This is a genomic window from Persicitalea jodogahamensis (assembly GCF_014651615.1).
Taxonomy (GTDB): domain Bacteria; phylum Bacteroidota; class Bacteroidia; order Cytophagales; family Spirosomataceae; genus Persicitalea; species Persicitalea jodogahamensis.
Genome location: NZ_BMXF01000001.1, coordinates 2,298,397 through 2,320,428, shown reverse-complemented (window position 1 = coordinate 2,320,428; position 22,032 = coordinate 2,298,397). Strand labels below are relative to the sequence as shown.

The following is a 22,032-nucleotide window of genomic DNA, read 5'->3' as shown; positions in this document are numbered from 1 at the left end:
GAGTTTGCGATGATATGTAAACAACACCGCAAAATTACAATTAGTTTGCTATTTTTGTATTATTTAAATATTATTTATTAATAATGTGTGCAAAAATAATAAAACGCAATATCTTGTTCAACCAATTGTACATTTTGCCAACTATTATTTGGAAAAATCAGATTATCAATTGGTATTAGAAATTGGCCACTGGCTGCACTTTTCTTATAAATGGTGAAGATTTCGGCATTCCCTCTGTTCTTACTGATCACTTTTGGCTCGTTGCAGGCTCGGATTACGGCCTCGGAGCCCGAATGGGGCTTTTGGGCGCACAAACGAATCAACCGCCTGGCCGTCTACCGTCTGCCACCGGAGATGCAGTTTTTTTACAAGAAAAACATTGACTTCATTTCAGAAAATGCGGTCAACCCTGATCGCCGCCGCTATGCTGTATTGGGCGAGGCGGAGCGACATTTCATCGACCTGGATGTGTACGGTGAAAGTGCACTTGACTCGCTCCCGCTTTACTGGAATCAAGCTCGTGAAAAAATCGGCGAGGACAGCCTGCGAAAGCACGGTATCGTGCCCTGGTATGTGCAGACCGCAGTTTTCCAACTTACCGAAGCGCTACGGGAAAAGAATCCGGCCAAAATCCTGCGTATCTCGGCGGATTTGGGGCACTATATCGCTGACGCCAACGTGCCTCTGCACACTACCCGGAATTACAATGGGCAATTGACCGGACAGGAAGGTATCCACGCTTTCTGGGAATCGAGAATTCCTGAGAAATACGCTGACGACTATGAAATGTGGATGGGTGCCGCCAACTACCTCGACAGCCCCGCCCGCGCGATTTGGGGTGCGGTGGCCCAGGCTCATGCCGCCTGCGATTCCGTGCTTCAGATCGAAAAAGAACTCAGTCAAGACTTTAAAGCGGACCGGAAATTCACATACATGGAAAGGAACAAGGTGATGGTTCGCACCTACTCCGACGAATTCACCGCCAAGTACAACCAGGCCCTGGATGGCCAGGTCGAGCGACAAATGAAGGCTTCCGTCCAGTTGGTGAGCGACATGTGGTACACCTGCTGGGTCAACGCCGGACAACCGGACCTGCGGCCGCTGGCCAATTTCAAATTCAGCGAAGCCGAAAAAACGAAAGAAGCCGCCGACCAACAGACGTGGTTACAGCGGCTTCTGCGGATTCGCCCGGAAGCAGATGACGGGAATTAATTGAGATTTAGTGAATGTCGGAATCAGTGAATAGTTTAACTCCGACATTCACCAATTCCGACATTAAATAACTAACGCTTTCATATAATCCGCATCATGCGCCATACTGGCCATCACGGATTCGGGATACTCTTCCTGCTCCACGATAAAGTGTTTCATTCCCGTTTCCTGAGCTACTTTAAGTACTTTGGCGTAGTCGATCACCCCCTTACCCAGGTCGGTCTGGTGAAATTCAGGTTCGCGCTGGAAATCCTTAACGTGGCATAGATCGTAGCGTCCGGCGTACTTTTGGAGGTGCGGTTCAATGTCTTTGTTAGCCGCGGCGATCCAGCACATGTCGAGTTCGTACATCACTTTGGCTGGGTCGGTATTGTCGAGCAGAATCTCCTGGGGTATCTGTCCATCCAGCTCTTTGAAGGAATAATCGTGGTTGTGGTAGCCGAACCTCACACCGGCCTTGTTGCAGATCTCGCCGCGCTGATTGAATTCCTCGGCGCGTTTTTTCCATTCATCAATGGTTTTTTGCGGGCCAATGTAGGGTTGCAGCACGTAGGTGAGTCCGGCCTCGGCGCACTCGCCGGCCAGTTTTTCCAGATCCTTGGTAGTATCAGCGTGGGTGCTGACGATTTTCATGCCTAATTCATCCAGATAGGCTTTGAATTCTTTTGGGGTCATTCCCCAGAAAACACCCTGATCGCCCTGGTAGCTTTCGATCTCCTTGTAGCCCAGATCGGCGATTTGCTTCAAAACACCCTTAGGGTCCTTCCCAATGATGTCACGGACGCTGTATAGCTGAATGCCGAAATTGTCGATTTTGGTGACCGCGCCAGTACCCGCCAGGGCCGTGCTGTCGCTATCGGAAGTGTTGTCTCCGCCACTGTCGCAGGATAAGAGAGGATAGGCCACGGCGCCCAGTGAGGCAAATCCGGCAGCTTTCAGGAATAAACGGCGGTTGTAATCCATGTTTAATATTTTTAGGGTTAAAAATTGCGTAAAATTGTGGCAATGATACAAAATTGAAACCCGATTAATGCCATTTTATCAAAAAAACGTACTGCATTTTGTCTACTCTAGCTAATAAAATTTCTGCTAATCTTTACCTGCAGAAAGGCCGCGAACAGGCCGTGGAACGGCGTCACCCCTGGGTTTTTTCCGGGGCCATCTCCCGTCAGGACGGCGAGCCACAGGATGGCGACCTCGTGGATGTCCTGAACCGTAATATGGAATTTTTGGCGCGGGGCCATTACCACGACGGCAGCATCATGGTCAGGATCCTGACCTACGAGCAGGAAGACATCGATGTAGATTTCTGGGTCAGCCGCCTGGGCAATGCTTACGATACCCGGAAAGCGTTATTTCTGGGCGACACTGATTCCTACCGCCTGGTACATGGTGAGGGCGACGGACTTCCCGGCCTGATCGTGGATGTTTACAATGGCGTGGCGGTAGTACAGGCGCATACCATCGGAATGCACCGCTGCCTCGACGATATCGCTCAGGCGCTGCAAAAAGTGATGGGCGATGAACTGAAAGCAGTCTATAACAAGAGCCGCCAGACGCTGCCCGGCAAGTATGCTTCCGACTTTGCCGATGGTTACCTGTTCGGGGAGAGCGAAACGCCCCACCGCATTACGGAAAACGGCAACGCTTTTCTGGTGGATTGGGTCAAGGGTCAGAAGACGGGGTTCTTTCTCGACCAGCGCGAAAATCGGCAACTGCTGGCGCGCTACGCTCCCGGAAAATCGGTACTCAACACGTTCAGCTATTCCGGCGGCTTCTCGGTGTACGCGCTGGATGCGGGAGCATCATCGGTCGTTTCGCTCGACGCCTCGGGCCGGGCCATTGCTCTGGCCGACGAAAACGTGGCGCTCAACGAGCATTCGGAGCGCCATCATTCCGTAGCTGAGGATACCATGGCTTATTTCAAATTGCAGGACACGAGCTACGACATCGTGGTGCTTGACCCTCCCGCTTTCGCCAAGAGCATGTCGGCCCGGCACCGGGCCGTGCAGGGCTACAAAAGGCTCAATATCGAAGGAATCAAGAAAGTGAAACCCGGCGGGCTGCTCTTTACCTTTTCCTGTTCGCAGGTAGTTGACCGGGATCTATTTTACAATACCGTGGTGGCCGCCTGCATGGAAGTGGGCCGCAAGGCGCGCGTCCTGCACCAGTTATCGCAAGGCCCCGACCATCCGGTCAATGCCTTTCATCCTGAGGGTAGTTATTTGAAAGGGTTGGTTTTGAGGATTGATGACTGATCCGGATATTGCGTTATTGATGTAGATGCACTCCTTATGTTCTTTATTGAAAAGACAACTGAATTTGATAAATGGCTGAGAAGACTGAAAGACTTAAAAGCTAAGGCAAAAATTTTGTTTAGAATTCAGAAAATAGAAAACGACGGCCATTTTGGAGATTGCAAATCTGTTGGTGACGGAATTAGAGAATTGCGAGTAAATTTTGCAAAAGGTTATCGCGTTTACTTTATTGAAAAGAATGGAAAAGTAATCGTTTTGCTGGTTGGTGGAGATAAGTCAACTCAACAAAAAGACATTGCAAAAGCAAAAGAAATCTGGAAAAAATTGAGTAAATAAAAACATGGGAACTTCAAAATTTGACATAGCTGATTATCTGGACAGCAAAGAAATGATTGCCGAATATCTCAATACTGTTTTAGAAGAAGGAGATAACGCCGATGTAATCAATGCAATAGGACATATAGCGAAGGCGATAGGAATGAGCAAAATTTCGGAAGAGACCGGATTAAGCAGACCAAGTTTGAACAAAGCCCTGTCTGATGGAGCCAAACCTCAGTTTGAGACGATGATGAAAGTCTTGAAAGCAATTGGAGGCCAAATTCAGGTAAACCCAATTTCCGCCTGAAAAAATGCTCCACGCTGCGTAACACCTATCAGGTCGCGTGTCGGCGAGGTACCTGGCCATGCAGGACAACAAGTATTGGACCGGGACTTATTTTACAATACCGTGGTGGCCGCCTGCATGGAAGTGGGCCGCAAGGCGCGCGTCCTGCACCAGTTATCGCAAGGCCCTGACCATCCGGTCAATGCGTTTCATCCTGAGGGTAGTTATTTGAAGGGGTTGGTTTTGCGGATTGATGAGTAGTGAAGCGATTTTTCAAGCCTAGCTTAGGATTTATATCCACTAATAAGTTGAGTATTCTAAATTTTGGATCACAATTATTTGCTTTTGATGGGGCTGTCGAGACACAGTCCAAGGATTAGGCTGCAATAATTGTAAAATACGACCAAAACGGAAATGTTAATCGCATTTTTTATAATTATAGTAATTATTGCCACTATACTTTTCGGTGGGCTGCTGTATTTGTTATATCTTCCTTTTAATAATTGGCTAGTAAAATCAGATAAATTAACTGGGAAACTAAGTCAACAAATCAATCGAACCTTCCTTTTCTCACTTTGTATATTTGCTGTTGCTCTATATTCCTTTATGGATTACAGAACACCAAGCAAGGAAAGGCTGCAAAAAGTAGCCGACATTAAACTACCATCAGATTTTAAAGTACTTAAAGACGAATATCAGGATATGTGGCAGGACTACTGCATACTATATGACATTCAGCTTGGAAACTACGCAACGACAGAACTTATTGAAAATATCAAGGCATCGAAATTTTATAACAAAACCTCTTTTCACCAAGGAGTGTGGACAGAGAAAGATTTTGTTACAGTTGACTCTGTGAAAGGGGTATGGTGTAAATCCCTGACAGGCTTCGCCTTTACCAGACAAGAAGAACGAATGTCATATTCAATAGAACTTGACACAACTACAAATCTTTTAAGATACAATGAGTGTGCGGACTAAAAATGCTACCTCAAACCCTCTTTTGGCAAAAGTGGTGCCATAGCTCCCCGCTAACACCGATTTCAAATCGGTGTTGCATCCCCTCGCGTTTGTAACGCGATCCGCGAAAAATAACGATAATCAAAAAATACCGTATCTACCAAACAATAAGGCACTTAGATTATAATAACATCTGTTCATAACTCAACCTACTAAACGTATTCACACCCCTCCAAATCAATTCCATGGGCAAATTCTACAAATCCATACAACCTGCGCACAAAGAATTCATTGAAAACCAACATATCTTTTTTGTGGCAACGGCTCCCCTCAGCGGGGACGGAAGGGTGAATCTTTCACCCAAAGGATTAGATTCCTTTCGGGTACTGGATGATAAGCGGGTGGCCTACATGGATTTGATCAGCAGCGGCAATGAAACCTCGGCGCACACGCTCGAAAACGGGCGGATCACGTTTATGTTTTGTTCATTTACCGCCAAGCCGAATATCCTGAGATTGTACGGCAAAGGATTCACCGTCCTGCCTGGCTCTGACGACTGGGACTTGTATGCGAAGGGCCTTACGATCTACCCAAGTACCCGACAGATCATTGTAGCGGAGATTGACCTGGTTCAAACGTCCTGCGGCTTTGGAGTGCCCATGTATGATTATGCAGGAGAACGTGATTTCCATTTTGAATGGGCAGAAAAAAAGGGAGCCGAAGGGCTGATTGAGTACATGAAAGAGAAGAATCTGAAAAGCCTCGATGCCTTGCCTACCGATCTGGGTTTGCAGTTTTCATAAAAACCGTGCACAGATTCCCTGATCTATTGTTTCCACCAATCGCGGCTTAGGTAATCCTGCGCAATACCGTTATATTTAATTCTTCAAATCAAAAATTTCAACCCTCGGATACATGAATAAAAGAGATTTCCTGAAAAATGTGGCAGCAATGTCCTCGCTTACCCTCTTATCGCCTCAATCATGGGCTTCTTCCGCCGATAAACGTCTGAGAACCGCTCACATTGGTTTGGGAGGAATGGGACAGGCCGACCTGGCGTCCATTTCATCACACTCCAATGTGGATGTGGTAGCCCTGTGCGATGTCGATTCCAACATGTTGGCAGAGGTAAAATTGAAATTTCCCAATGCAAAAACGTATAAGGATTACCGGGTAATGCTCAAAGAATTGAGCAATGAAATCGATGCTGTGGTCGTGTCGACCCCGGATCATACCCATGCACCCGCATCTATTATGGCCATGGAAATGAACAAGCCCGTTTATTGCCAAAAGCCACTTACCCACTACGTGGAAGAAGCGAGGGCGATGGATAAAATGGCCAAAGATAAAAAGCTGGTCACCCAAATGGGTATTCAGGTGCATTCCTTTTATGATTACAAGCTGGCTACTTTGTTGATCCAGGACGGAATCATTGGAAAAGTACATACCGTGAGAGCATGGTCGCCCAAAAACTGGGGGTATAATGGACCAACTCCTGCGAATGGCGATCCGGTACCCGAAAATTTGGACTGGAACCTGTGGCTGGGTACTTCTGCCGAACGGCCTTATAAAGATGGCTTTTATCACCCCGGTAACTGGCGTAAGCTGGTTGACTATGGTTGCGCTACCCTTGGCGACATGGGCGTGCATATTTTCGATACGCCCTACAATGCATTGCAACTCGATGTACCCCGAACCATAACGACGAATTGCAGAAAGCCAAACGGATTTGGGTACCCCGAAAAGAACATGGTCAGCTACGAATTTCCCGGCACAAAATATACGACCGATACGCTGAAATGGGTATGGTACGATGGTGTAGGAGCCGACAAACAACGGGAGGATTTAATGTTGCCGGACGGGGCGGACCTGCATGACCAGGGCGCCATGTTCATCGGCGAAAAGGGGCGGCTGTACCTGCCCCATTACAAGATAATGCCCAAATTGATTGTCGACGGAAGCTACAAAGACATTGATATAACGCGTTATAAATTAAACCAGCCACTGCCTGGTGATAATTCGGAATCAAACAAACACTACCATGAGTTTGTGGACGCATGCCTGGGAACGGGCAAAACCAGCGCCCCATTTTCTTATGCTTCCCGTTTGACCGAAACCATTTTGCTAGGCGTCATTGCCGGACGCTTCCCCAATAAAACGCTGCATTGGGATGCGAAAAAGGCACAGTTTAAAGAAGAGCAAGCCAACCAGTACCTGGGTGGCGTGTATCGGAAATTTTAGGCTAATACCGAAGATATCTCCGTTTAGTACCAATCAGTAGCTAGGAAGCCTGTATAGATGCAAGTTACAAGTTGTCAAATATCCGGTGTATTGATATATAGAATTTCTGAAAATATTCACAAATCACATTTGTTGACGCCAAGACGTAGTCAATATACGGCTTGGCGTCATTAAAAATATAAAGAAAACTATCAGATAGTGATTTCCTTCAAAGAGTACCTCGTCCAAAAAAATATAGCCGAAGAGAAGTTTCGCGCGGGAGAACCTGCCCTTTTCCAGGAATGGGAGCTTCTATTTTCAGAAATCCATCCCGATAGTTTCACGGCCCAGAAGAAGTTTTTGATCAATGACATTCGGCGGCGTTTTATCTTAAACAGCCCGCTAAATGTAAATCCCTAATGCCAGTTGTCTGGCTTCTACCCTTTGCCCAAATATTTTTTTAGGGCCAAAATAACCAAGTACATGGCGTAAAGACCCATCCCGGCGAATGCGGCTATAATAAGCACATTGAATATTGTCCAAAACCAGGCGAACATTGTACAAATAAGGTTTAGGTGAAAATTTTTCAGAGGGTCGAGACACCACTAGTCTCAACGGGCACAAATTCCCTTAAAATCACAATATTCGCAAACTTTCAAATCAGCGGTCTGCACAAAGGGTAGTTCTGGATTCAATAATTCCGATATAATTTCCCGCAGCAGGGCTTCGGACTCGGCAATGAAGGTTTGCGGGTCGTCGGTTTCGGTGATTTCCAATTGGTTTTCAAAAATTTTCGTCGGTTCCCGGAAGGAATAGAACCCGGACTGAACCCGGGTATCACGGGCCAGGTAGTTTTGCTCACCAAGCTTCAAGCCTTCCGGGCTTGCTAAGTTTTTATATACCAAGTACTTATAAAACCACAACTGCCGCGCGTAGCCCGCTTTCAGGTCGGCCGAGGAGCGGAGCTTTTCCTTGCGCTGCGGAATGGTACTTCGGCTCTCGGCGTTCATTTCCACGCTGCCCGTTTTGTAATCCATCACGAATAGCTTGTTCTCCTCATCCCGCTCCACGCGGTCGATTTTGCCGCCTAGCTGCACCGTGACCGGTTGGCCGTGAATTTCCAGTGTCAGTTCGGTAGTTAGTTTCTGCTCGGCCGCGACGATACTACGGCGATTCTCGCTCTGCATCTGGTGCGCCAGAAAAGCCAATATCTGCTGCTCCCCGACCTGGTAGTAAATCCGGTTGAGCCCCATGTCGGTGATGAATCCCTGGAATAATTCCCGAAACTTATCGGAAAGTACCTGCTTGATTTCGTCTTCGCTCGGATCTATGCCTTTGAGAAAAAATCGCTGATCCAGTTCTTCCAGCGAAGCATGTAGCCAGGTGCCAATCTTGTCCATCCCCAGTTCTTCCTCGATTTCTTCTTTGTCCTGCACGCCCACGATCCGGCTGAGGTAGAACCGCATCGAACACCGAATCAGGTCGTTCACGTGCGTGGGGTAAAGTCCTTTTTCGCCCAGATACGTACGGATGCTCGCCAGCATCGCCTCATCCTTCGGTACTTCCTGCGTCAGCGATTCGGATGGTACTTCATCGAATTCCACCATTTTGTTTGTGAGCCTGATGCGCGGGTTATACTCCGTCAGCTCATACTCGATTTGCTGGATGAAACGGCTTTTTTCGCCGCCGCCCAGCGCGTCGTTGGTACTTACATACAGCAGGTGTACTTCTTTGGCGCGCTGCAGCAGGCGGTAGAAGTGGTAGGACATCACGGCTTCCTGGTGGAGGTGCGTGGGCAGCCCCACCTCACGGGCGATATCAAACGGAATGAGGGAATTCTGCCGCTTGGCCTGGGGCAAAGTACCTTCATTCATCGATAAAATGATGATCCGCTCGAAGTCCAGCGCCCTGGTTTCCAGCATACCCAGAATCTGCAAATCGCTCACGGGTTCGCCGCTGAACGGAATGCGGGTATTGCGGATCAAGTCGTACAGAAAAGACCGGAGCGTGTACAATCCCAGTGGCTCGGGACGATCGGCGATGGTCTGCTCGAATTGTTTGAGCAGGGTATAGAACAGGTACAGGTACTCCGTTTCGAGCGCGTTCTTGTAATCCTTGTAGACCTCCCGCAGCAGGTCAATCAGGTCATAAAACGACTGGATGATCTGGCTCGAATCGTCTTTTTTCCAATGCGTGAAAAGGGTCTTGAACAAATCGTGGCCTTCGCTGATTTCCAGCAATTCCGCTGTGCTCAAAAAAACACGGTTGTTGAAATTAATTTCCCGCAGCGTTTTCTGAATGATGGTCAACTCTTCCGTTTCGGAATGCCGCAACACGATTTGCTCGAAGTGGCGAATAAACGGGTGATTGAGTACCTTACTTATCGACTTGTGGTTGAATTTGGGAATCCTGACCGATTTACCTTCTTTGGTCTTGAACTCCGCCACGTTCATCTGCAACTCGAAGATGCTGTCGATCAACGTGTATAGCATCGATCCCCGCAATGAAAGCCCCATCGTGATGTTGAAATCCTTCACGCCCTCGTCCAGCGAGTAGAGCATGGGCAGCAGCAGATTTTCATCCGCCAGCACAATAGCCGTTGGCACGGGCTGCTCGGGATGATCGTTTTGCAGCATTTCGGCGTATAAAGCCCCGGCCACTTTGGTTTGCAGCGTCCCGTTGGGCACGCCATAGACCGTGATATTCTTCTCGTCGGCCAGCAAATGCTCGTGCGTCCAGTTCCAGGGGCCAAATTCCAGGTTTCGTTTGTAATCACGCAAACTTGTCCCCGCCTCCACGTCGGGATTTTCCGACATGTAGTACTTATCCGCATCCCACAGTACTTCGGCTTTGTTCGATTTACGCAGCTTTTTAATAATTACCTTTTCCGATTCTGTAAAGGCATTGAAGCCCACGAAATACACTTTCTCAAAGGGTGTGCGGTGGAGCAGTAGTTCGTCGACGTTTTCGGCCACATGGCGGTAGGCCATGCCCCGGTACGCCTTGCCCTTGGCCGTTAATCGTTCCCGAAAAGCCTGGTAAACCAGTTTGATATTTTCAAAAAGGCTGAAATAATTTTTGGTGCCCGGGGAATCGGACAAACTACGTCCCGGGGGTAGTTCGGCCTCCCAACGCTCGACGGCCTTGGCTTCGGTGAGGTAGTCAAATAGGTAGTCGGTCTTGACCAGGTACTGATCGATCCGATCCAGATCGCTCAGCAACACCGACGCCCAGCCCATGAAGCGGTCGAACTGGATATTGGGGTCGATTTCCTTGAACGTCTCGTAAAGCTCGAACAACAAACTCACCGAGTCAGCTACTTCGAGGGTACTTACGCTCTCCACAAAATCCTCAATGGCCTGCACCTCAGGACTGATGATGGGGCGCTCGGTGGCATGGGCCAATTCCAGCTTCACAAAAAACGCCGCCCGCCGTGTCGGCACGACGATGGCAACTTTTTCCAGATCGCTGTCGTGGGCTTTTAGAATATATTCAGCAACTTCTCGAAGGAACGTTTTCATTTTTATTGTAAGTGGCGAAGTTCCAAAGTGGCAGAGGCACCAGGCTCACTGCTAAGGAACCGATACTGAGTGTGGTAAAGATGGATGGCCGATGTAGGGGAACGAGAATTAGTTGATCGTTGATACGATGGGTAGTTATCGGCTATGGTATCAATGGATCCGATCTCCTCTGGGTTCCAGCGATTTCATAATCTCCGCTTCGTGAACCAGTAATTCCTTCCATCGATCACGCACTACGGCTTTGGGCAGATAATATTCGGCAAGTTCCAGGAAACAACGGTAATGTCCGGCTTCCGAAATCATCAGTTCCCGGTAAAATTTCTGCAAGCTTTCATCTGTCAGTTGCTCCGACAATAGCTTGAATCGCTCGCAACTACGCGCTTCGATGAGGGCACAAACCAGCAGGCGATCCAGAAACACATCGTTCCCGTTGCCCTTGGTGTGTAAAACTTCCCGCAAGCGGCCTACATAGGCATCTTTCCGTTGACGGCCCAGCGGTATGTCTCTTTTTTTCAATTCCTTCAAAACCCGCTGAAAGTGCCCCCATTCCTCACTCACAATCGGGGTCAGCATTTCCACCAGTTTGGCCCGGGCGGGAAAGTGGACGATGAGCGAAATGCAAGCCGAAGCGGCTTTCTGTTCGCAGTAGGCATGATCGATCAAAATCTCCCCGATCTGCATACCGGCGATATCAGCCCAGCGAGGATCGGTGGGTAGTTCAAGTCCAAGGGTGGTGAGTGACATGATTTTTTAATCAAATAATGGCCAAAACACTCCGAAACTGAACGTTCGCTGCAAGCCAAGGTACCTTGGCGTGGTGTAGTATCCCTCCACACCCAGTCCTTGGTTAATATGCGACATTTTCAGCAAAAGGCGCACCCGGTTGATTCGGAGGGTGGCAAAGGCATCGGCCACGGCGTAGCGATCCACCAAAAAGTTGTTCTGTAAATAAAATTGCTGGGTCACCGGCATGTAGGCATCGGCCAGATAGGACGAGCGGTAGTGCGCCGACACGCCCACCTGCACATAAAGTACCTTGGCATAAATGAAGTCATAGGTCAGCTCTCCTGAAAGAAATAAGGCCGGGATGCGGATGATATCCGTGTTGGAATTGATGGTGTAGTAGCCTTCGCCCCGAAAATTGAGCTTGTTTTTCTGCCAGGAAACTTTTGCTCCGATTCTTAACAAACTGAACGAACCCGAAAACTGCCGGGCCACAGCGGCGGTGTCGTAGTAGACGTAGTTGCTCACCAGGTGGTACTGCATCTGCGGCTCGAAATTCAGATTCCTGGTTTTGATGGGTAGCGAGCCGTAGATGGTATTGGCCCCCGTCAAATTGAAGCCGTTGTCCCAGCGGAGATGGTTGCTTTCGTACCGCTGCATCAGCATATCCGGGGTCCAGAAGGCGGTCTGGTAGCCCGCCTCAAACCAGCGTGTCGAGAGTTCGCCACGCAGCAGAAAGTCGCGGCCCAGGAGGTGCTGCCCCTCGGCTATGAGGTGTTGCGTAGAATCTTTGAGGTAATAGCTGAGCCACAGACCGACGATGTTCTCGAAGCGAACGTTTCGGTAACTCGATTCAGTCGAGTCGGAAGTATTGTAAGTTCCCCGCACCCGGTATACCCTCGGACGATAATAGGCCCGATAGTTAAATCCCGAGAAAGTACCCTTGATACCCAGTTTGGTATCGATCAACCGGTAATCGACGGCCTGATGCGTTGAAGTAGAATCGTAAAGAATTTGCCGGTACACGCCATTCTGAAAACCGGTTTGGGTACCGGGATCATCGTAGCGGTCTTTCACCCCGGTATATTCGCCTTGCTGAAAAAGCTGGAAGCCATTGGCGAGACGATACTGCTGATAAACGTGAAAAACGTGCCGCCGCTCCCAGGAACGTGCGTCATCGCTCAGTCGGGCCGGTCCGTCATACACAAAAAGTTTTTTACTACTATCCGCAGAGGTAGTATCGCGCACATTCAGCAATCCGCCCTGTTCTCTGGTGTTGTGATTAAGGTGCCGGTAGTGGGCCAGAATCGTATATTTTTTGTCTTTGGAAAAGTAGCTGGCCTGGGTCAGAAAATTCCAATTCTGCGACAGGATAGCTTCTGAGTTACGGGTACTGAATGTACCATACTGCTTATTGGAGGTAAAGCGCTGTACCCGGAAACCAATGTTCAGTCGGGGCGTGATATTCTGGTTGAAGCCAAAGCGCAGAATGTTCCGTCCCCGGCCGCCCGAAACAAACGTCATTTCGGTAAGCGGAGACTGGGTGTCATAATACTTCACCTCGCCTTCCTGCACGGCGTAGGGGTCGTAAGCCCGGAAGCCGAGTTGAGCCCCCACACTTTGGTGCGGCCGGTAGAACGTATTCCGGGTGGCCGTGCCGTAGTTTCCCAAATCCACCAGATGATTCCAACTCTGGTCTACAAAAGTCCAGCGATGAATACCCGTCAGGGAGGTGTCGAGCCGGTAGCGCGTCGAGTCGCGGTTGTTCAGAATATCGTCCTCGAAAAAGTGCAGGGCCGTGTTGGGGCCGTACAGGTTCTTGGTAGTATCGTCCAGGACAGCGCCTCCCTGCCCACCACCGCCCCCCCCACCCTGGGTGGGGATACCCTGGGGTAGATTGATACCACCGGGGCGAATTTGAGCTTCCGCGCGCTGAGTGATCAATACCCCAGCGAAGAAGAACATGACGGCCAACACAGTTTTGAGCGCAGGTCTGTGAGATACAGACCATGGTAAAAACCACGCGGTTTCCAGCTTTATTGAATTTTGGTTTATCAATTTATTAAAAATCAATCCATGACCGGGCGGGCTTGCAAAGGCTGCACTACGCTGACCCGCAGCCATTCCCGAAAAGCTTCCGTCTCGTCGCCAAATTCAACTTCGATCGGTATGTAGCAAAAACGGGAAGTAGCATTTATTTCTGCCGCCAAAGGTCGCAATTTGACCTTATCTTTCTCTGTGGTCAAGATTATTTGATCGTTTTTTAGACTTTTTAACATTTCCGCCACATCTGCTTCGGTGTAGCCATGGTGGTCGGGAAACCGGATATGCTGATCCAGGCCGAATTTTTCTGCTACGTACTGTTGCAAAGGCTGCGGCTGCGCGATTCCGGTCACGAGTACAACGGACCGGGCCGGGACATCGGTATCATCGAAGCTCCTCATTGCCCCATAGCGAACACCCGCAAAGAAGCAGGGCGTTCCCGGAGCGGCGTATTTGGCTATGCTCTGCCTGATGGACTCTTTCGCTTTCGCACTCAGGTCGGGCGGGCATTTGGTCGTAATGATGGCGTCGGCCCGCTCTGCCCCGGACCGGCCCTCCCGCAGTCTCCCACCGGGAAACGGATCATCCTGATAGAACGGGCGATTGAAGTCGTTCAGTAAAATCGCTACATCGGGCCGCAGTGCGCGGTGCTGAAACGCATCGTCCAAAAGCAGTAGTTTATGGGCCGGAAAGTACTCTTCCAGAAGCCGGCTGCCCTCCACCCTATTTTCACAAACCGCCACCGGGATTTTTTGGCCAAATTTTTGATAGTACTGCAGCGGCTCGTCCCCGATGTCGGCCGCGGTGCTGTCCGGTGAAGCCATCATGAATCCACGGCTCTCCCGACCGTACCCTCTACTCAACGTTACAATCCCGTTTTGCTGACCCAATGTGCGAATCAGGTATTCGACAAGCGGAGTTTTCCCGGTTCCGCCTACCGTCAGGTTGCCTACCACAATGGAGAATTGGGAAGTAGATTCTGATCGGAGCATTCTATTGTCGTACAGTCGGTTACGCAAAGTTGTCACCAAGCCGTACAGAAAGGAAAGAGGTTTCAGCAGGATTCGGACTATATTCCGTTCACTCAATCGTTTTCTATCCGGCTCGATTTTTTTCATATACTTGTCCTCTTTTTTATAATCTGACACACTCTATTCATGTCCTTGCTCATCCAGTACCAGCCTTACGTTCTAAAATTCAAATTTGAAGCAGGTACTTCGCGCGGCGTATTGACACAAAAAACTTCCTGGTTAGTCAAAATTACCGACGAAGAACAGCCCGGTACGGAGGGATACGGCGAATGTGGCCCCTTGCCCGGCCTGAGCATCGACGATGGGGCAGATTTTGAAACAAAGTTAGCGGAGATTTGCGGGCTTTTTAACAGCCTCGACCTGGAAGTGTTCCCTTTCAACCTCCCCATCATTCTTGATCAGCTCATTCCCGCCGGCTTGCCTTCCATCCGGTTCGGCATAGAAACCGCCCTGCACGATTTCATGAATGGAGGCCAGAGGGTACTTTTCAAGAACGATTTCTCAAAGAAGGCACAGGGCATCGTCATCAACGGTCTGGTGTGGATGGGACCGGAGGAATTCATGCAACGCCAAATCGAGGAGAAACTGGCGCAGGGCTTCACGACCATAAAAATCAAAGTGGGCGCCATTGATTTTGCGCAGGAGTGCCGCGTCCTTGAATCCATCCGCTGCCGCTTTTCCGCCGAGGAGATCGAACTTCGGGTAGACGCCAACGGTGCTTTTGCCGCCGGAGAAGTACAGGATAAACTGAGCTGCCTGTCGAAAAACCACCTCCATTCCATTGAGCAGCCCGTCGCGGTCGGACAACCGGAACTGATGGCGCAATTGGCCGCCTTATCCCCCATTCCAATCGCACTGGACGAGGAATTGATCGGCAAGATGGATTATATGGAGAAATTCTCCTTGTTAAAAACCATCCACCCTCAATACATTATCCTGAAACCCACACTCCTGGGCGGATTCCAGCAATGTCGGGAGTGGATCGAGATCGCCCAGCGGCTTTCAATCGGCTGGTGGATCACTTCGGCGCTGGAATCGAATATCGGGCTGAATGCCATCGCCCAGTTCACCGCGCAGTTCGACACCATACTACCACAGGGATTGGGCACCGGGCAGATTTACGAAAATAATTTCGCTTCCCCACTGACCATTCGGGATGGCAAACTATTTGCCAACGGCCCCGACAATTGGGACTTGTCCGCCCTTGATTCGGGCTGGCTTACCGTGTAAGCTATACCCAATCGATTCCTTTTTTCAACAAAGCCAACGTTTCGGCCTCGGGCGAATCAGGCGCGGGTGCAAAATTGTACTCCCACTGGGCCTGGGGCGGCAGACTCATCAGAATGGATTCGGTCCGGCCGTTGGTTTCCAGGCCAAATTTTGTTCCCCGGTCCCAAACCAGATTAAACTCCACGTAGCGCCCACGCCGCAGGTATTGCCATTTTTTTTCCACTTCGGTAAAAGGCTCGTCACGGTGCTGTTGCATGAAGCCCGTATAAAGCGGCGCGAAACTTTGCCCTACCTCACCGACAAACTGAAACAATTCCGCTTTGGAAAGTCCCTGCCCTTTGCCCGGCTCGTCAGGTTTCAGGTAGTCGAAAAATATACCACCGACGCCGCGGGTTTCGTCCCGGTGCGGTATATAAAAATAGTCGTCCGCCCATTGTTTGAAGGCCGGGTAGAAGGCGGCATGGTGTCGGTCGCAGACCTCTTTCAGCGTCTGGTGAAAAAGCCGGGCGTCTTCCTCGACCACATAGTGCGGCGTGAGGTCGATGCCGCCGCCAAACCAACAGGTACCGTCACTTAACTCAAAGTACCTGACATTCATGTGGATGATGGGTACTTTGGGCGAGTGCGGATGCATCACGATGGAAACGCCCGTGGCCGTGAAATGGTGGTCGTCGTTTTCGTCAAGTTCCATTTGCTTACGCAGACGAGGATGTACCTCGCCCCGGACACTGGAAAAATTGACGCCGCCTTTCTCGATGACGTTGCCGTTTTGGATAAGCCGGGTGCGCCCGCCGCCGCCGGAATGGTGTTCCCAGAGATCTTCCTGAAATTGGGCCTTACCATCCTCTTCTTCGATGGCGTGGCAGATGTTGTCTTGGAGGTTCTTAAAAAAGTCTTCGATTGCTTCGACTTGCATTTTTCCGTTTTTTATTTTGGACAAAATTAGAGGAAATTCAAGAAAGGCTATTGCCTCGCTCCGGTATTAATATTTACAATCGCATTCATTAAAACACTTTATGCAAATCGCCGAGAACATTCACAATGCTTCATTCGTTGTCAGGGTTGAAATTGAATAGTATCTTCGCAAGCCAGATTAATTATTTCCTTCAATTATATGAACTCCCGATTGATTCAAGCCATTTGTCAGCAACTTGCCCTGGTATTTGAATCTAAGAATATACCGCAGCGTGAAGTATACGATTCGCTGCATTTGACCCAATACGCCCAGAAAGACCTCCCGATATTTCTGGGAGACCTCATTTCGAAAGCCCGTGAGTATGACCTGACCCTTGTGAGCAGCCATGCCCCGGCGCAGCAACTGGCCACGTTGGTCCAGGAAGCTCAGTATCCGATTCTGTACTTTGAAAAGACAGAGGATGCAGTAGTTCCGGTTCTGGGTGGAAAAAAACTGGACGGCACGCCCCTATCCATTCGCTTTTCGCCCGATGGCCGGGCCGAAGACTCAGCCAGTCTTCCCCGGAACCCTTATTTATGGACAGGTACCTCCGATACTGTCAAAAACGGACAGGCACTTTACCTTACCGCTTTTCCGATGGAGTCGCTGGTGAGCAACAATGAAGCCCCTTCGGCTGCCCCCCTTACCCCCGTGCAGCGTTTTTTCCGGTTACTGGGGAATGAGAAAAAGGACATTGGGTACATCTATCTGTACGCCATCGTGATCGGTCTCATCACCCTATCGCTGCCCTTGGGGATTCAGGCCATCATCAACCTCATTTCGGGTGGCATGGTGTTTAGTTCTGTCTATTTGCTGTTGTTTGTCGTCATTGGGGGCGTCCTCATTTCGGGCATCATGCAGATCATCCAGTTCACCCTCGTGGAGACGCTGCAACAAAGAATTTTTGCCAAAGCGGCCTTCGAATTCACCTATCGGATTCCGCGCGTGAAAGCCGAGTCGCTGCTGGGGTACTACCCGCCCGAATTGATGAACCGTTTTTTCGATATTCTGACGGTCCAGAAGTCCTTGCCCAAAATACTGATCGATATTACCGGTGCCATTTTGCAGATTCTGCTGGGAATCATGCTGCTGTCGTTTTATCATCCGTTCTTTATCGCCTTCGGTTTCCTGACGATCCTCATCGTGGCGCTCATTATTTACTTCAATGGCCCAAAGGGCCTGCAGACCAGCCTGGTGGAGTCGAAGTACAAGTACAAAGTCGCGCAATGGCTGGAAGATATCGCCCGTTCGCTCTATACCTTCAAGCTATCCGGCACGGGCAATCTGCCGATGGAGAAGATGGACGGGCTGGTCAACAACTACCTGATCTATCGAAAGAAACACTTCAAGATCCTGAAAGTATTCTTCTGGAACGCCGTTGGCTTCAAAACGCTGGTGATCGGCGGCTTGCTTATCCTGGGTACTTTCCTGGTCGTTGATCGGCAGATTTCTCTCGGTCAGTTTGTGGCCACCGAAATCATCATCGTGCTGCTGACCAGCTCGGTTGAAAAGCTCATTCAAAGTATTGACACTATTTTCGACGCCCTCACGGCCGTGGAGAAGCTGGGCTACGTGACCGACATGCCGCTGGAACGGGAACAGGGATTCCGGTTTTCGCCCCAGGATTTCAGAAAGGGCTTATTTTTGGAGGTAAAAGATTTGAAATACCGTTTCGAGGGCAGAGAAAATCCGGCCCTCGACGGAATTTCCTTTTCGTTGAAACCCGGTGAATCGGTATGCGTGACGGGCACCAATGGATCGGGCAAAAACACGCTGCTGCGGGTACTTTCGGGTTTGTTGACCGATTACCAGGGCGGCATTACTTTCAACGGCATTTCGCTCCGCGACCTGAATGTGGTGAGCCTGCGGTCGTACATTGAGCAAAATATCGCCGTGGACGATATTTTCGAAGGGTCGATTTTGGAAAACATCACCATGGGCCGCGATCAGGTGAGCCTGGCCGATCTGGAATGGGCGCTCCACATGTTGAACCTCACTGATGCCATCAGCAAACTACCCGACGGGCTGAAAAGCAACATGCTTCCCGGCGGACGTCGCTACTCGGAGAGCTTTATTGCCAAAATCACTTTGGCGCGGTGCATTGTTACGCGGCCCAAGATCCTGATGGTAAACGATGTGATGCATAGTTCGGTCAATTCCGAAAGGCAACGGCTGATCCGGGAACTCACCAAAGAAGGCGTGCCCTGGTCGTTGCTCATTCTGTCCAACGATCCGATGATTATGAGTCAGTGCGACCGGGTACTTTTACTGCATGATGGCAAAGTGGTATCCGACGGTCGTTTTGAAGAAGTGAAGCACCACCCGGCACTCCGGGGAGAATTCCAGGCCGCGTAGGGTTCATTCAGTGGTTTAGAGATGAAATCTCAGCTTTATTATTGACTGGGGTGAGTTTCCCCGGAAAATCTCGACAAATACATCAATCCGCTTATAAAAGGAATGCTTAATATTACCAGAAAACGGGTCAACGATGAAATGCTGGACAAGTACAATCTGCACGCGCTGAGTACTTTGTCCACCCCAAAAACCGGAAGGCGATTTGCCCGCTGGATGCAGGGAGTCATGCTGATCCTGATTATCATTATGTTTCTGCCCTGGCAACAGAATATCTCCGGAACGGGAACAGTCACCGCCCTCTCCCCTGGCGATCGCCCGCAAACGGTGCAGAACATCATCGGTGGACGAATCGAGGGATGGTATGTACAGGAAGGGGATTTTGTGAACGCAGGAGACACGCTGGCTATTCTTTCAGAAGCCAAGGATGAGTACATCGATCCGCAGATCATGTCCCGGTTGCAGGAACAAGCCCAGGCCAAGCAGGAAGGGATAGAAGGGTACAATGCCAAGATCGACGCCTTGTCGGGCCAACTCGCCGCGCTCCGCGACGCATTGGATTTCAGCCTGGAAAAGGCCCGCAACAAACTCACCCAGGCGCAGTTGAAGGTAGTGAGCGACAGCACTGATCTGGACGCCCTTCGCACGAATTATGAAATCACCAAAAACCGCCTTTCCCGCTACGAGGAAGGCTACAAAAGCGGGCTTTTTTCGTTGACTGACCTGGAATCAAGGCGCTTGAAAGTACAGGAAGAATCGGCCAAGGTCATTTCGCAACAGAACAAACTCGCCATGGCCCGGCAGGAACTTATCAACGCGCGGATCGAATTAAATTCCCTGCGGGCCGAGTACCAGGAAAAGATAGCCAAATCCACCTCCGACCGCAGCTCGGCACTTTCGAGCCTGGCAGAAGCCGAAGGTGAGCTGTCAAAGCTGCGGAACAAGTACGCCAGTGTGGAAATCAGGCAGGGCAATTACATTGTCCGGGCACCGCAGTCGGGCTATGTGGTCCGGGCCATGAAAGCGGGCATCGGCGAGACGATCAAAGAAGGCGAAACCATAGCCACCCTGCAACCCGAAAACCCGAACATCGCCGTGGAGCTTTACGTCAACCCGATGGATGTGCCACTCATTACGCCGGGTCGGGAAGTCCGGCTGGAATTCGACGGCTGGCCCGCGCTGCAGTTTGCCGGTTGGCCGGGGGTGTCGGTTGGTACGTTCGGAGGTAAAGTGGCCGTGATCGACCGCGTGGGTAGTGCCAATGGAAAATTCCGGCTGCTTGTACAGCCCAAATCCGGTGAAGAATGGCCCGCTGCCATCCGGCAGGGTTCGGGCGTGTATGGCTGGGTCATGCTGTCTGACGTACCCGTCTGGTACGAAATCTGGCGGCAATTGAACGGCTTCCCGCCCAATTTGGGGCAGGCAGAGATCGATAAGATCACCAGCAAGTCGACCGAAGGGGGCAAGAAGTAAACTGAATCATGAAGTACTTTATAAAAATCGTATTGCTGCTCGTCTGTACGTACGAAGTGTCGGGGCAGGATACGCTTACCTACACGTATCGCGATTACTACGAGCAAATTCTGGCCCACCATCCGGTCATTAAGTTGAGCGGCCTAGTTGCCGAGTCGGCGCAACGTGAATTGCTCATTGCCAAAGGGGGGCTTGACCCCAGCATACAGGGTACTTTTGACCGCAAGGTTTATAAGGACAAAAAGTATTTTGACCGGGGTGATGTGTTTCTGAAAGTACCCTTGTGGCTGGGCGGGGCGGATCTCAAACTGGGCTACGACCGCAACGTGGGCGAGACCCTGAGCGACGACATCCGGACCGGACCGGAAGGAATTTCCTACCTCGGCCTCTCAGTACCCATCGGACGGGGGTTGATTATCGATAACCGCCGGGCCACTTTACAGCAAGCAAGGGTATTTCAGGATCTGGCCGACGCCGAGCGGGTCAAGATGATTAACAAAATAATTCTGACTGCCGCCAAGGATTACTGGAACTGGTTTTTCGCATACCGCCAGTACGAACTTTCGAAAGAGTTTTATGCTTTGGCCGATATACGCTATCAGGCCACCAGCCAGCGCGCGCAACTCGGTGAGGCCGCCGCCATCGACACTGTGGAAGCACTGGTAACGCTGCAGGACCGACAGGTAACCCTGGATCAGGCTACCCTGGAACTACGCAACGCCCGGCTGCTGCTCTCCAATCACCTTTGGAGCGCCGACCAGGTACCCCTCGAACTACCCGATGAGGCGGTGCCACAGCCTTCGGTGGGGCGTATCGTGGCCCCCGAAGAACTCGAGCAACTGGTGCGACTGGCCCGGCAGCGGCATCCCGAACTCATTAAATTTGAATTCAAGCGGGAGCAACTCCGCATCGACGAGCGGTTGGGTCGGGAGATGCTCAAGCCTTCGCTCAACCTAAATGCCGCCGCCTTGTACAAAGGCCTGACCCTGGATGGGGCGGAATCGAAAACCGGCTTCTCGAATTTGGGGAATAACTACAAATTCATGGTCGATCTGTATTTTCCTTTATTCCTAAGAAAAGAACGAGGGAAGCTGCAGCAAATCCGCATCAAACAGTTGCAGAACGACCTCGATCAGAAGCAAATACAGCGTGAAGTGGTCAACGAAATCAATACCGCCTTCAATGATGTCAAAACGCTGGAGATGCAGATTCGAACCCAGAATGCCGCCGCGCGCAACCAGGAACTGTTGCTTGCCGCCGAGAGCGCAAAATTCAGAATCGGGGAGAGTTCCCTGTTTCTGGTCAATTCCCGGGAGTCGAAGCTCAACGAGTTCCGGGTGAAGGTTGCGTCCCTTCAGGCCAAGTACGAGAAGGCGCTGGCGGTGCTGCTCTTTGCCTCGGGCGCCAGTTCCTGGGATAACTTATAAATTTTCTTTTTCGTATTCTCTCT

18 protein-coding genes and 1 pseudogene are annotated in these 22,032 nt (G+C 50.4%); 13 read left to right on the top strand and 6 right to left on the bottom strand.

Features of this window, described 5'->3' with window-relative positions:
• The first annotated feature begins 210 nt into the window (after nucleotides 1-210).
• Nucleotides 211-1,212 (top strand): zinc dependent phospholipase C family protein, encoded by a 1,002-nt coding sequence (locus IE117_RS09575; protein WP_189564055.1) that lies wholly within the window; start codon nucleotides 211-213, stop codon nucleotides 1,210-1,212.
• 63 nt (nucleotides 1,213-1,275) lie between these two features.
• Here the strand turns inward: IE117_RS09575 and IE117_RS09570 are convergent, their stop codons facing one another.
• Nucleotides 1,276-2,175: a sugar phosphate isomerase/epimerase family protein gene (locus IE117_RS09570; RefSeq protein WP_189564054.1), complete on the bottom strand. Its 900-nt coding sequence runs from the start codon at nucleotides 2,173-2,175 to the stop codon at nucleotides 1,276-1,278.
• 98 nt (nucleotides 2,176-2,273) lie between these two features.
• Between IE117_RS09570 and IE117_RS09565 the strand changes: the two genes are divergently transcribed.
• The 8 genes and pseudogenes from IE117_RS09565 to IE117_RS09530 all read left to right on the top strand — a co-directional run bounded on the left by IE117_RS09565 (nucleotide 2,274) and on the right by IE117_RS09530 (nucleotide 7,674).
• On the top strand, nucleotides 2,274-3,470 hold the full coding sequence (locus IE117_RS09565; RefSeq protein ID WP_229580588.1) for a class I SAM-dependent rRNA methyltransferase: 1,197 nt from the start codon (nucleotides 2,274-2,276) through the stop codon (nucleotides 3,468-3,470).
• A 36-nt stretch (nucleotides 3,471-3,506) separates the two neighbouring features.
• Entirely contained in the window at nucleotides 3,507-3,806 is a 300-nt protein-coding gene (locus IE117_RS09560; RefSeq protein ID WP_189564053.1) for a type II toxin-antitoxin system RelE/ParE family toxin, read from the top strand.
• A 4-nt stretch (nucleotides 3,807-3,810) separates the two neighbouring features.
• Nucleotides 3,811-4,095 (top strand): addiction module antidote protein, encoded by a 285-nt coding sequence (locus IE117_RS09555; RefSeq protein WP_189564052.1) that lies wholly within the window; start codon nucleotides 3,811-3,813, stop codon nucleotides 4,093-4,095.
• 69 nt (nucleotides 4,096-4,164) lie between these two features.
• Nucleotides 4,165-4,335, top strand: a pseudogene (locus IE117_RS09550) (class I SAM-dependent rRNA methyltransferase); the annotation flags it as partial.
• A gap of 153 nt (nucleotides 4,336-4,488) precedes the next feature.
• Nucleotides 4,489-5,055 (top strand): hypothetical protein, encoded by a 567-nt coding sequence (locus IE117_RS09545; RefSeq protein ID WP_189564051.1) that lies wholly within the window; start codon nucleotides 4,489-4,491, stop codon nucleotides 5,053-5,055.
• A gap of 224 nt (nucleotides 5,056-5,279) precedes the next feature.
• Nucleotides 5,280-5,837 carry a pyridoxamine 5'-phosphate oxidase family protein gene (locus IE117_RS09540; protein WP_189564050.1) on the top strand — a complete coding sequence of 186 codons (558 nt, stop codon included), beginning with the start codon at nucleotides 5,280-5,282 and terminating at the stop codon, nucleotides 5,835-5,837.
• A 112-nt stretch (nucleotides 5,838-5,949) separates the two neighbouring features.
• Nucleotides 5,950-7,275 (top strand): Gfo/Idh/MocA family protein, encoded by a 1,326-nt coding sequence (locus tag IE117_RS09535; protein ID WP_189564049.1) that lies wholly within the window; start codon nucleotides 5,950-5,952, stop codon nucleotides 7,273-7,275.
• 198 nt (nucleotides 7,276-7,473) lie between these two features.
• Nucleotides 7,474-7,674 carry a hypothetical protein gene (locus tag IE117_RS09530; protein ID WP_308439275.1) on the top strand — a complete coding sequence of 67 codons (201 nt, stop codon included), beginning with the start codon at nucleotides 7,474-7,476 and terminating at the stop codon, nucleotides 7,672-7,674.
• A gap of 191 nt (nucleotides 7,675-7,865) precedes the next feature.
• Here the strand turns inward: IE117_RS09530 and IE117_RS09525 are convergent, their stop codons facing one another.
• The 4 genes from IE117_RS09525 to lpxK form a co-directional block, all read right to left on the bottom strand.
• Nucleotides 7,866-10,775 carry a PD-(D/E)XK nuclease family protein gene (locus IE117_RS09525; RefSeq protein ID WP_189564048.1) on the bottom strand — a complete coding sequence of 970 codons (2,910 nt, stop codon included), beginning with the start codon at nucleotides 10,773-10,775 and terminating at the stop codon, nucleotides 7,866-7,868.
• A 150-nt stretch (nucleotides 10,776-10,925) separates the two neighbouring features.
• Nucleotides 10,926-11,519 (bottom strand): MiaE family protein, encoded by a 594-nt coding sequence (locus tag IE117_RS09520; RefSeq protein ID WP_189564047.1) that lies wholly within the window; start codon nucleotides 11,517-11,519, stop codon nucleotides 10,926-10,928.
• A 6-nt stretch (nucleotides 11,520-11,525) separates the two neighbouring features.
• On the bottom strand, nucleotides 11,526-13,463 hold the full coding sequence (locus IE117_RS09515) for a putative porin (RefSeq protein ID WP_189564046.1): 1,938 nt from the start codon (nucleotides 13,461-13,463) through the stop codon (nucleotides 11,526-11,528).
• Between the two features lie 104 nt (nucleotides 13,464-13,567).
• Complete coding sequence (gene lpxK, locus IE117_RS09510; RefSeq protein ID WP_189564045.1) at nucleotides 13,568-14,659, bottom strand: tetraacyldisaccharide 4'-kinase; 1,092 nt, start codon at nucleotides 14,657-14,659, stop codon at nucleotides 13,568-13,570.
• Nucleotides 14,660-14,698: 39 nt separating this feature from the next.
• Between lpxK and IE117_RS09505 the strand changes: the two genes are divergently transcribed.
• Nucleotides 14,699-15,802: an o-succinylbenzoate synthase gene (locus IE117_RS09505; protein WP_189564044.1), complete on the top strand. Its 1,104-nt coding sequence runs from the start codon at nucleotides 14,699-14,701 to the stop codon at nucleotides 15,800-15,802.
• A 1-nt stretch (nucleotide 15,803) separates the two neighbouring features.
• Here IE117_RS09505 and hemF read toward each other — a convergent pair whose 3' ends face one another.
• Nucleotides 15,804-16,718 (bottom strand): oxygen-dependent coproporphyrinogen oxidase, encoded by a 915-nt coding sequence (gene hemF, locus IE117_RS09500; RefSeq protein ID WP_189564043.1) that lies wholly within the window; start codon nucleotides 16,716-16,718, stop codon nucleotides 15,804-15,806.
• A gap of 198 nt (nucleotides 16,719-16,916) precedes the next feature.
• On the opposite strand from hemF, the gene IE117_RS09495 reads away from it, so the two are divergent.
• From IE117_RS09495 to IE117_RS09485, 3 genes are all read left to right on the top strand, one after another.
• On the top strand, nucleotides 16,917-19,112 hold the full coding sequence (locus tag IE117_RS09495; RefSeq protein ID WP_189564042.1) for a peptidase domain-containing ABC transporter: 2,196 nt from the start codon (nucleotides 16,917-16,919) through the stop codon (nucleotides 19,110-19,112).
• Nucleotides 19,113-19,214: 102 nt separating this feature from the next.
• Nucleotides 19,215-20,582 carry an HlyD family secretion protein gene (locus tag IE117_RS09490; RefSeq protein WP_189564041.1) on the top strand — a complete coding sequence of 456 codons (1,368 nt, stop codon included), beginning with the start codon at nucleotides 19,215-19,217 and terminating at the stop codon, nucleotides 20,580-20,582.
• An 8-nt stretch (nucleotides 20,583-20,590) separates the two neighbouring features.
• Nucleotides 20,591-22,009 carry a TolC family protein gene (locus IE117_RS09485; RefSeq protein WP_189564040.1) on the top strand — a complete coding sequence of 473 codons (1,419 nt, stop codon included), beginning with the start codon at nucleotides 20,591-20,593 and terminating at the stop codon, nucleotides 22,007-22,009.
• The last annotated feature ends 23 nt before the right edge of the window (nucleotides 22,010-22,032 follow it).